Annotated in this window: 12 protein-coding genes and 1 pseudogene; 8 read left to right on the forward strand and 5 right to left on the reverse strand. The window is 66.5% G+C overall.

The annotated features are described in order from the left end of the window. Both ACFWGZ_RS36490 and ACFWGZ_RS36495 read left to right on the forward strand, forming a co-directional pair. A partial coding sequence (locus ACFWGZ_RS36490) for a hypothetical protein (RefSeq protein ID WP_382456156.1) occupies positions 1-528 on the forward strand: 528 nt, incomplete at its 5' end. A gap of 48 nt (positions 529-576) precedes the next feature. After that, positions 577-1,287 (forward strand): recombinase family protein, encoded by a 711-nt coding sequence (locus tag ACFWGZ_RS36495; RefSeq protein WP_382456157.1) that lies wholly within the window; start codon positions 577-579, stop codon positions 1,285-1,287. A 90-nt stretch (positions 1,288-1,377) separates the two neighbouring features. Here the strand turns inward: ACFWGZ_RS36495 and ACFWGZ_RS36500 are convergent, their stop codons facing one another. Further along, positions 1,378-2,052, reverse strand: coding sequence for a hypothetical protein (locus tag ACFWGZ_RS36500; protein WP_382456158.1), 675 nt, complete (start codon positions 2,050-2,052; stop codon positions 1,378-1,380). A gap of 252 nt (positions 2,053-2,304) precedes the next feature. Here ACFWGZ_RS36500 and ACFWGZ_RS36505 point away from each other — a divergent pair, with 252 nt between their 5' ends. Further along, positions 2,305-2,931, forward strand: a complete 627-nt coding sequence (locus ACFWGZ_RS36505; protein WP_382456159.1) for a hypothetical protein — start codon at positions 2,305-2,307, stop codon at positions 2,929-2,931. Positions 2,932-3,634: 703 nt separating this feature from the next. On the opposite strand, the gene ACFWGZ_RS36510 is transcribed toward ACFWGZ_RS36505, so the two are convergent. Further along, entirely contained in the window at positions 3,635-3,895 is a 261-nt protein-coding gene (locus ACFWGZ_RS36510) for a hypothetical protein (RefSeq protein ID WP_382456160.1), read from the reverse strand. 1,011 nt (positions 3,896-4,906) lie between these two features. Between ACFWGZ_RS36510 and ACFWGZ_RS36515 the strand changes: the two are divergent. After that, positions 4,907-5,023: pseudogene (locus tag ACFWGZ_RS36515) on the forward strand (helix-turn-helix domain-containing protein); the annotation flags it as partial. A 15-nt stretch (positions 5,024-5,038) separates the two neighbouring features. On the opposite strand, the gene ACFWGZ_RS36520 reads toward ACFWGZ_RS36515, so the two are convergent. Continuing rightward, positions 5,039-5,338, reverse strand: a complete 300-nt coding sequence (locus ACFWGZ_RS36520) for a hypothetical protein (RefSeq protein ID WP_382456166.1) — start codon at positions 5,336-5,338, stop codon at positions 5,039-5,041. Positions 5,339-5,407: 69 nt separating this feature from the next. Here ACFWGZ_RS36520 and ACFWGZ_RS36525 point away from each other — a divergent pair, with 69 nt between their 5' ends. From ACFWGZ_RS36525 to ACFWGZ_RS36535, 3 genes are all read left to right on the forward strand, one after another. Continuing rightward, positions 5,408-6,076 (forward strand): hypothetical protein, encoded by a 669-nt coding sequence (locus tag ACFWGZ_RS36525; RefSeq protein WP_382456167.1) that lies wholly within the window; start codon positions 5,408-5,410, stop codon positions 6,074-6,076. A 64-nt stretch (positions 6,077-6,140) separates the two neighbouring features. Continuing rightward, the gene (locus tag ACFWGZ_RS36530; protein ID WP_382456161.1) at positions 6,141-6,404 is read left to right on the forward strand and encodes a hypothetical protein; all 264 of its coding nucleotides are present in this window, start codon (positions 6,141-6,143) and stop codon (positions 6,402-6,404) included. Continuing rightward, positions 6,401-6,739, forward strand: a complete 339-nt coding sequence (locus ACFWGZ_RS36535; protein WP_382456162.1) for a hypothetical protein — start codon at positions 6,401-6,403, stop codon at positions 6,737-6,739. The genes ACFWGZ_RS36530 and ACFWGZ_RS36535 overlap by 4 nt, the downstream gene beginning before the upstream one ends. Before the next feature lie 44 nt (positions 6,740-6,783). On the opposite strand, the gene ACFWGZ_RS36540 is transcribed toward ACFWGZ_RS36535, so the two are convergent. Then, positions 6,784-7,377 carry a hypothetical protein gene (locus ACFWGZ_RS36540; RefSeq protein WP_382456163.1) on the reverse strand — a complete coding sequence of 198 codons (594 nt, stop codon included), beginning with the start codon at positions 7,375-7,377 and terminating at the stop codon, positions 6,784-6,786. A 16-nt stretch (positions 7,378-7,393) separates the two neighbouring features. Further along, positions 7,394-8,008, reverse strand: coding sequence for a hypothetical protein (locus tag ACFWGZ_RS36545; RefSeq protein WP_382456164.1), 615 nt, complete (start codon positions 8,006-8,008; stop codon positions 7,394-7,396). A gap of 236 nt (positions 8,009-8,244) precedes the next feature. Here ACFWGZ_RS36545 and ACFWGZ_RS36550 point away from each other — a divergent pair, with 236 nt between their 5' ends. Beyond that, complete coding sequence (locus ACFWGZ_RS36550) at positions 8,245-8,466, forward strand: hypothetical protein (protein WP_382456165.1); 222 nt, start codon at positions 8,245-8,247, stop codon at positions 8,464-8,466. Positions 8,467-8,783 lie beyond the last annotated feature (317 nt).

Here is an 8,783-nt window from a genome sequence, read left to right on the forward strand (position 1 = left end):
GTCGCGCACGTGCGCGACGGCGACGTATGGGTGTGCAACGGCTGCTGCACGCGGGCGCGCGAGCAGAAGACGCGCCTCTCCAGCTTCGAGCTCAAGTCCGCCGGGTTCGAGTCGCCGGAGTCGGTCTTCGCGAACGCGGTGCGCGACGACGTCGAGTGGTCGATGGACGGCGACGGGAACCTCATGAGGTCGGTGTGCGAGCTGTGCGACACCGACGCCGGTCCGGCGGTGGGCGGCCACAAGGTCGCTGGCGGCTGGTTGTGCAGGTGGTGTGCGGGCGGGGCGTCGGGTTGGGGTTGTTGCGTGAGCCAAGGGCGCCCGCGCCCAGCAGCCACGGAGGTTCGCCGCAACGCGACCGCGCTTCTCGACCAGCTTCGCGAGCTTCTCGCGGCGGCCGAGTCCGGCGAGCTGCCAGTGAGCGCGGCCTACCGCCACCGCGTGGAGGGCGCCATCACGGCAGTGGAGGCGGTGCTCGGCCTGCCGCCGTCGCTCGCTCCGGGCCTCTTGGAGCCCGACGAGCGTAAATAGTTCTGTGGAAATATTTACATCGCAGGTCACGGCGTTTAGGCTCTGATCATGCGCCTCGTCGGTTACCTCCGCGTCAGTTCCACCGGTCAGCTTGACGGCTATGGGTTCGACGTTCAGCGCGCCGACATCGAGCGGTGGGCGAAGGCCAACGGCCACAAGATCGTGGAGTGGTTCACCGACGCGGTCACCGGCAAGTACGACGCCCCCGATCGTCCTGGCCTGACCGAGGCCTTGCAGATGGTCCGGCGCCCGGCTCAGGCCGAGGGGATCGTGGTCGGCAAGCTCGACAGGCTCGCCCGCGCGCTCACCGTGCAGGAGGCGATCCTGGCGCTCGTGTGGCGCGAGGGCGCGAGCGTGTTCACCGCCGAGGACGGCGAGGTCCAGCAGGACGACCCGGACGACCCGATGCGGACGGCCATCCGCCAGGTTCAAGGCGTGTTCGCCGAGTTGGACCGCAAGACCGTCGTGAAGCGCCTGCGTGACGGACGCAGGGCGAAGGCCGCAACCGGCCGCAAGGCGGTGGGGGAGTACGCGTACGGATTCGCCGGCCAAGGGCAGGGCCGCGAGCGTGACGCCGCGCCGGAGCCGACCGAGCAGGCCGCCGTTTACAGGATCATGGAGCTGCGCGAGTCCGGGGCCTCGTTCCGTGTGATCGCGTCCACGTTGGACGCCGAGGGGCACAAGCCGCGCCGGGCGGCGGCCTGGTCAGCGATGTCGGTCCGGAACATCGTTCAGCGCCAGGAACCTCGACCGCGCTAGATCGGGTCGCGGAGGTGCGGCGCTGTCTCCACGCGACGTTGTACCGCGTGCTTCCGAACTCCGAGGCGCTGACGGACTGATCGCAAACAGTTACCGGGATCTAAGGGTCCGAAAGACTCCAAGACCCGACAAGACCCCGATCGTGCCAAGGAGAACGAGGATTCCTGCTCCGATCAATACCAGGTTCGGTGTTTCCGGAACCAGCGCACTCAACCCGATCAAGGTGATTATCGGCATGAGGAGGCCAGCGATCCCGAGCCTTTGGATCAGCGGCAACCGTACAGGTGCTCCTCCTACATGGACGGCTACGTCCACCAGCTCGCCGATCGGCCGGAAGTTTGGCTTGCCGTCCAGCAGCACGGTGTAACGCAGCCGGTGGCGGCGGGTCAGCAGCGCTGGGGAGATGTGCAGCGCCGTCCCGACCACGTTCACCTTGGGCATACGGACCGCTGGGCGGCCAGGATGCGACTCATGCTCGAACAGCGCTAGAACCGGCACGCCGAACTCCAATTCCAGCGGCTTCCCGCCGAACGCGGATGGCGCGATGTCAAGGGCGCTGTCGCTGACTACGTCTATGGTGACGACGTAGGGCCTAGTCAACGTGCGGCCGTTAAAGCTCACCACAACGCCGCTGCCGTGCAGACCTGGTGCGGCGCGCAACAGCGACACCGCCTGATCGACGTTGATGTACAGCGCCCTTCGCGGCCGGGCCGAGCGGAAGGCTGCCCACGCTCCGACCACGATCGCCACCAGTCCGACGACCACGGCGGCGATTGCCCAGAACGTCCCAGAGGCGTACCAAGGAGTGTCCGGAGTTGGTTGCTGGCCTAACAACATCCGAGCATCCAAGCAGCCCGGTGCGTGGATGTCGCGCCAACTCGGCCTGGTTCGTCAAGATGCCCGGCGCGATGGAATATGAGGTGTGGCGTCACCCGGCGTCAGCCCCTGCCAGCACGAGCTTCTCCGCGGCGAGTCGGAGCAAGATGCTCTAATTCGGACGTGCCATCAGGATCACCCGTGCCGAGCCATGTGCCAATCGTCCGCTGCGCCGCGCTGGCCGTGATCGCGTGCGGAGAGGCCGTCCTGGTATTCGTTCCGCAGGCGATTGCGTTTTGGGGATGGCTCACCAGCCAGTCCGCGGACTGGTGGGGTGCAGCCGGCCAATGGGGCGGTGCCGTCGGCAGCTTCGCTGCCGTGGTCGCCGCGCTGTGGATCGCGAAGAAGGGGGCTCGCGATGCCGCGCGGATCGCTGAGCAGGGCGCTCGTGAGGTAGCCGCGCGAGAGCTTCGTCGGCAGCGCGCCTCGGCGATGCTCGTGCACGGCGAGTTCGGCCGCGTTCAAGGGCACGATCATGTGGTCATCGTCAACGCCAGCCAGTTTCCGGTGGTGGATGCGCAGGTGATCGCAGCCAAGGGCAATCCCGACGTTCCTCTTATTCCTCCCGACAACAGGAGATGGCCGGTATATCGCGTGCTCAAGCCTGGTGAGCAGGTCGCGGCAAGGCCCATCTCCGGGAGCGCTCCAGACGGGGTCTACCGTGGCTTCGGGCAGTTGGGGGCGTACGCCATTGTCATCGAGTTCACGGATATCGAGGGCTACCGCTGGCGACGGGAAGGCGAGGGTTTGCCAGAGCTTCTGGCGTGATCACGTGCATCGGGTAGTTCGACGGTGATGGCCGCTAGACCGCATCTTGGTCGCGCACGGTGTGGCGACGGTCATACCGAAGAGGTTGCGTTCGCGTCCTGTAAAGCGTGCGGTGAGAACGCGGTAAGGGGTGGAGCCGCATCGGGCGCTCCACTCTGATCGGAGCCGCAGATGGATGATCACAAGACCGCGCGCCGTGCCGCGCCCGCCGTCCGCAGGTGGCCTGTAGGCCGAGAAGTCCGACGAGATGAGGACGGCCGTCTCGACTTCGGACGAGTCCACGCTCTTGATCATCGCGGACTGCCGGTTCACGATCTTCTCGACGGATGGGTGATCATGCCGTTGGGTCGCTATCGCTCCCGAGGACCGGCGTTCTGGCACTGCGCGCAGTGCGTTGCCGTGATCAGCTAGATCAGATGGGTCCGCGCCTGACGTCCCTGAGGTGTCGGCCACGGACCGACGCCACGCTGAGTGATTCCGCATGGGTTGGTCTGGTTAGGGGTCGGCAGATGTCCGGCCCGGAACTGGAGCCTGGCGTGGACATCACCGCGATGCTGGAGGTCGCGACTGCCTTGGTCGCGCTGGCCGCCGCGATCATCGGCAGGCCCCGAGGGGGCGACGACGAGTGACCGCACAGTGGTGGGCCCGCCGTAACCCCGGCAGGCCCACCACTGGCTGGGGTCCGGTTTGAGTGAACGGACCCTTAAGACCCCTGCACGTCCTGCAAAAGCCACCGTGCGACTCGGCGGCGGATCTTGATCAGGGTGGCGCTGGCAATGAGCCGAACCTGCGCCGCGACCTGGGTGATCAAGGGCCTCGCCGCCCAGCCCAGCGCGAAGAGCGAGACGTGCCGAACTATCCACACCGCCAGTGTGGTCACGTCGGGCAACGCTCTGAGGTCTCCGGCAGTCGACGCGTCAGGGAGGATCGTCGGGAAGACGATCGTCGCGACCAGCGCGAACAACGAGGCGAGGGCGCCCCATATCCCTCGCCTCCGGTTTGCCTTGCCTTCTACCATGGACAACGTCGCTGAACCCTTCTGCCTGGGAGGATCTGGTGACGACGAGGCCGGCCCTTTCGCGAGAAGGGTCGGCCTCACTGTTCTCGCCCTGCGTGTATGCCAGGGCGATGGCCGGAGCGGCCTGCGGCGCGCGGACGTCAACGGCGGACCCCGTGTACGCCGGTGTCTGCATGAATGGGTGGCCTCGTGAGCCCGTCATTGTTCGTTCCTCGCGTGCTGACGCTGGCGCTTCGACTTCTCGCCGCGCTCCGGTGGAGGAGAATCTAGAGGACCGGGGCGAGCCGTGTCATCTCGGATCGACAACTGACTGCAAGATGCATCTTCGAATCATGTCGACTTCGAGACGCTGAGGAGTACGTCGGCGGCCTCTTGGCGCAGGCTTGTAGCAGGTCAGGTCCCATCTGACGGCTCGTGGTGGCGATTCCGGGACGATTCATCGAAGCATCGCACCACTGCACTTATTGATGTCAGTGGGCGACGCTGAGGGTGTCACCGCATATGCGGAAAGTTGAGAGAACTTTTCAGCGTCACTCGGATGGAGTAATCGGTCGATGCGCATTCTGCAACGCGTGCGTTACCTACTTGCCTCAAGTTTTTGTTGATCCACGAATTCGTGGCTAATTGATTCAGGCTGGATGCCACGATGGGGCCAACAGACGTCGTGGTCTACCTGCGGTTTTGAGGTAGATGGTCGTGCGGGCGGCCCGCTGCCTGGTCGGCCACCCGCGCCGCGGACGGTCCGCTTGCCTTGGCCACGACAGAGCGGCTCTGAGTCTGGTGGGGGACGAACGTCCCGGCCGCATACCAAGGCCATCACCTGCGTGCCAGCACTGATGATGCACCGAGCCACCCCGGCTACCCTTGAGGTGTTCGAACGCTGACGTGCCAGACCGAGGTAGAAGGCGCGGAAGGGATAGCGCTGTGGCCGCTGACCAGGCCGACGCCACGAGCGAGATGGCCCGCCGTCTCCGGCAGATCCGTCACGCCCGTCGTAAGTCTCTGGCCGTCATCGCCGGCCTCGCCGGGATCTCCACGAGCTACCTATCCCGCCTCGAATCTGGCGAACGCGCCCTGGACCGCCGCTCCCTAATCGTCGCCTTGGCCAACGCCCTGGAGGTTGCGCCCAGCGAGATCACCGGGACCGCCGTCGCGTTCGCTGGTGAGCTGGAGGAGGACCGCTCGCTGGGCGCCGTGCGCTTGGCGCTGCTCGCGGCGAGCATGCGGCAGCCGCGTGGTGAGGTGATGCCGGCCGATCTGCTGGAGGTTCGTGTCGGTGTGCTGCTCGATGCGCAGCGCGCCTGCCGCTTCGCCGAAGTCGGCGATCAGCTTCCACAACTTGTCCGCGACCTCCACACAACTCTCGACGCCGGTCGCGAAGTCGAGCACGTCCTTCGACTACTTGTGCTTCTCCACGTCCAAGGCACCATGGCCTGGTTGATGGACATCGGCGCCAGCATGGATCTCGCTTGGCAGGCCGCCTCGCTCGCGCAGCAGGCCGCTGAGCGCCTGGACGACCCGGTGACGCACGCGGTCAGCGCGTTCGGCACGGCGTTCGGGTTGATGGGCGCGGGCGCGTTCGACCTCGCCGCCGACACGCTCGCGCGGCAGGAGGTCGGCACGGGCACGACGGCGGAGTTGTCGGCGCGCGGCATGCTCACGCTCACAACCTCGCTCGTGTCGGCCGCGAGCGGCGACCGCACGGCCCAGACCGCCGCGCTGGAGGAGGCCGCGGACCTCGCCGCCGCCGTCAACGGCGACGGCGACCCGCTCTGGTTCGGCTTCGGCATCGCGAACGTGGACGTCTGGCGGATGTCGGTCGCGCTGGAGGCGGGCGACCACGGCGAGGCCGCGCGGATCGCGAGCGCGATCGACCCGGCGGCGCTGCCGTCGCCGACGCGCCAGGCGGCTTACTACCGGGACTTCGGCCGGGCGCTCGCGCGGATGCCGCGCCGCCAGGACGACGCCGTGCTGATGTTGCGCCGTGCAGAGCAGATCTCGCCCGCGCGGATCCACCGGCACCCGTTCATGCGCTCGATCATCGCCGAGCTGCTGGTGAAGGCCAAGCGCGACGCCGTCGGGCGGGAGCTCCGGGGCATGGCGTTCCGGGCGGGCCTGCCTGTGTAGCCCGGTCGGGCGATGTTGCCACCGTGGCAAAAGATCACCTTGCGCCGCTCATAGCGTCGCCGACATGGGCACCGTGATCATCATGTGCCTGCTCGGGGTCGTGGCGTTGCTGACGATCGTCTGGGTGGGCCACCACGTTCGAGTCGAGCAGCAGCGCCGATGCCAGGTCGCTCGCGTGCGTGCCGCGTTGGCCGGCCGCGTGAGCGTCGCCGAGTTGCGGCGGCGCTGCGGCGCGGACGAGATGCCCAGCTTCCCGACTCCGTCCAGGGCGGTCGCTGACCCCGACCCGGCCGCCTTGGACGGTTCCACCTCGGGATGGGCAGCATGAGCCTCATCGTTCCGGGGGCCGCCGATCGGGCGGCCGTTGCGCTGTACCCGACGCTTCAGCACTTGCTCGACCTGCGTGACGGCGGCTGGCGGTTCTTGCCGATCGAGCCGGGGCGGGATCAGCTCGATGGCTTTCGCCTCTGGCCGGGTGGCTGGCGTGACGCGATCAGGCTGAAGAGTGACAGCGATGCGTTGGGGCTGCGTCTGGACCCGGACAACATGATCACGTGGGAGCTGTCCGGAACGCTCGCGGAAGTCGTCCACGAGTTGGTGCTGCTGCCGCATCCCGGCGACCGTCTCGCGCCTCGGCTGGCGCGGGGCCACGGACCGAACTGACGTGGTCGAGCCGCAGGGCTTGTCATTCGTCACTCTCCGAATGATCAAGCCTGGCTGCGGCCCCACTGTTGTCCCTGCTTGCGGAGCGCGTGATGCACGAGTTCGAGCGTCTTCGGCGAGAGTGCGTCCCATGCCTTTCCGCTCTCCGCTGCGGTGCCCTGGAATGTGAAGGTGGCCGAGGCGCTCCCTGCCTTCTCGTGCAGGTGGAGGTACACCGTGGTGTGGCTGCCCTCGGTGAAGTTCTCGCGGAGGATGGCAGGACCGGGAGGACCGTCCAAACCGCCTGCCAACCCTCTCACCAAGTTGCCCTCGGCACCGATGGTCACCGCGGAGAGGTCGGCTCCGCCGATCATCGTCACGCGCACTGGCACGACCGGGCCGCCCTTGAACTCGTCGATCTCCTCGACGCTGAAGCGAGGTACGTCCTGCCTCTCCAGCTCTCGGCGCATGATCGCCACTTGCTCGATCGCAGCTTTGGCCTGCTCCTCTGCGGCCGTGGCGCTGCGCTGCGCGTGACCAATGGCCGCTTCAGCCGCACTGGCCTGCCGCTTTGCCGAGTTTGCGTTGCCGAGCGCGATGAACGCTGCGATCAACGCGACCGCCACAGCAAACCAGGCGGCGACGTCACCAGCTTCCACTTTCTGCTCCTGACTGTTAGCGCATGATCGTCACGCGGGGCGGCGGATCCAAGGTCACTGAATGAACGCGGTCCCAGACCTTGGTGTTGTCGCGATCATCGACGCAGTGCAGGTAGACCTCGACCACGATCGGGGTTCTGCCCGTTGGTCCCTTGCCCACCTCGATGTCGAAGCTGGTGTTCCGAACGACCCGCTGGGCCTCGTACTCACCAGCCTGGATACCGCCCACGTCCTCGCCGTCCGTTTGGGGGGCTGACGAGTCAGCAGTCCAACTGGGCGTCACGCGGACAACTGCTGGACCGCGCAACATTGTGACCGTGACGGTCCTGCCGTTCTTCTTGCCTTTGCCTTCGACGACTGAGAACTCAGGACCGCTTCGCTCGTGACGTTCGACGTTTTCGGCGCGAAGAGTCTGGCGCATGATCTCGACCTGATCTTGAGCCGCTGCCGCGGCTTTTTGCGCGTGGATCACCTGGGCTTCGGCGGCCTCGCGGGCCTTCTCCGCCTCTTCTGCTTGCTTGGTCGCCGCTCCAGCCTGAGTTCTCGCTGAGTTGGCGTTGAGCAGGGCGATCCACGCGGCGCCGATGGCGACGACGACGGCCAACCAGGCGGCTACGGCTGCCTTGTCCATGCTTGTCCTGTCTCACCGAGCTAGCTCGGTGCATCTCTGAGTTGCAGAGCAGGGTACGACCGACCACCGACAATTCGAGCGCATCGCAACATGGTGGCCGGCCAGACCCATGCCGTGTGTGGCAAGAAGCCGAAGGAGAGACTGGTGTGCTCGAAGCGCTAGCGGAACCGCCGGTTCTGACGTGCGTAGATGGTCCCAGTTTGGCTTTGAGCATACCTTCTAGCATACTTTCGGGCATGGATTACAAGGTTCGAGAGAACCGTCTTCGGCGCGTGGCCCAGCGGCAGGGGCTTCAGCTCGTCAAGTCACGACGACGCGATCCGCGTGCGCTCGGGTACGGCGGTTACATGCTCGTGGATGCCGCGCGGAACACTGTCGTGGCCGGAGAAATCGACTCTCCGCGTGCCCTCGACCTTGACGGGGTTGAGCACTACCTGACGGGCGAGGAGACGCAGTGAGAGGCCGGGACTCCAGCGACGACTTCAGCTTGTACATGCGCACTCGCTGGGCCGATGTCCGACAGCGACGGGAGCAACGGCCGACAGCGGCAGAGCTGCTGCGCCGGTGCGCGCAAACCCCGGAAGTCAGTATGGACAGCAAGCAGAGCTGCGCGCTCAGCTCGTAGCGGAGTTGCCCAACGCGGGTGCCTGTGTTGGCCCGTGCAGGCTCTGCGAGGCGCAACCAGACATCGCCGCGGTGATGTGTTCCTGCATGTCAGAGCCGCTATCCAGCCTATATAACACAACGAGCGGGTCCGCACGATGTGTGCGGACCC

Origin of the sequence: Lentzea sp. NPDC060358 (genome assembly GCF_042725365.1) — a bacterium.
GTDB lineage: Bacteria > Actinomycetota > Actinomycetes > Mycobacteriales > Pseudonocardiaceae > Lentzea.

What these genes read in the sequence shown, in the direction of transcription:
- ACFWGZ_RS36495 (WP_382456157.1), top strand. Translation starts at nt 577, where the DNA reads ATGCGCCTCGTCGGTTACCTCCGCGTCAGTTCCACCGGTCAGCTTGAC.
- ACFWGZ_RS36525 (WP_382456167.1), top strand. Translation starts at nt 5,408, where the DNA reads ATGGATCTCGCTTGGCAGGCCGCCTCGCTCGCGCAGCAGGCCGCTGAG.
- ACFWGZ_RS36530 (WP_382456161.1), top strand. Translation starts at nt 6,141, where the DNA reads ATGGGCACCGTGATCATCATGTGCCTGCTCGGGGTCGTGGCGTTGCTG.
- ACFWGZ_RS36535 (WP_382456162.1), top strand. Translation starts at nt 6,401, where the DNA reads ATGAGCCTCATCGTTCCGGGGGCCGCCGATCGGGCGGCCGTTGCGCTG.
- ACFWGZ_RS36545 (WP_382456164.1), bottom strand. Translation starts at nt 8,008, where the DNA reads ATGGACAAGGCAGCCGTAGCCGCCTGGTTGGCCGTCGTCGTCGCCATC.
- ACFWGZ_RS36550 (WP_382456165.1), top strand. Translation starts at nt 8,245, where the DNA reads ATGGATTACAAGGTTCGAGAGAACCGTCTTCGGCGCGTGGCCCAGCGG.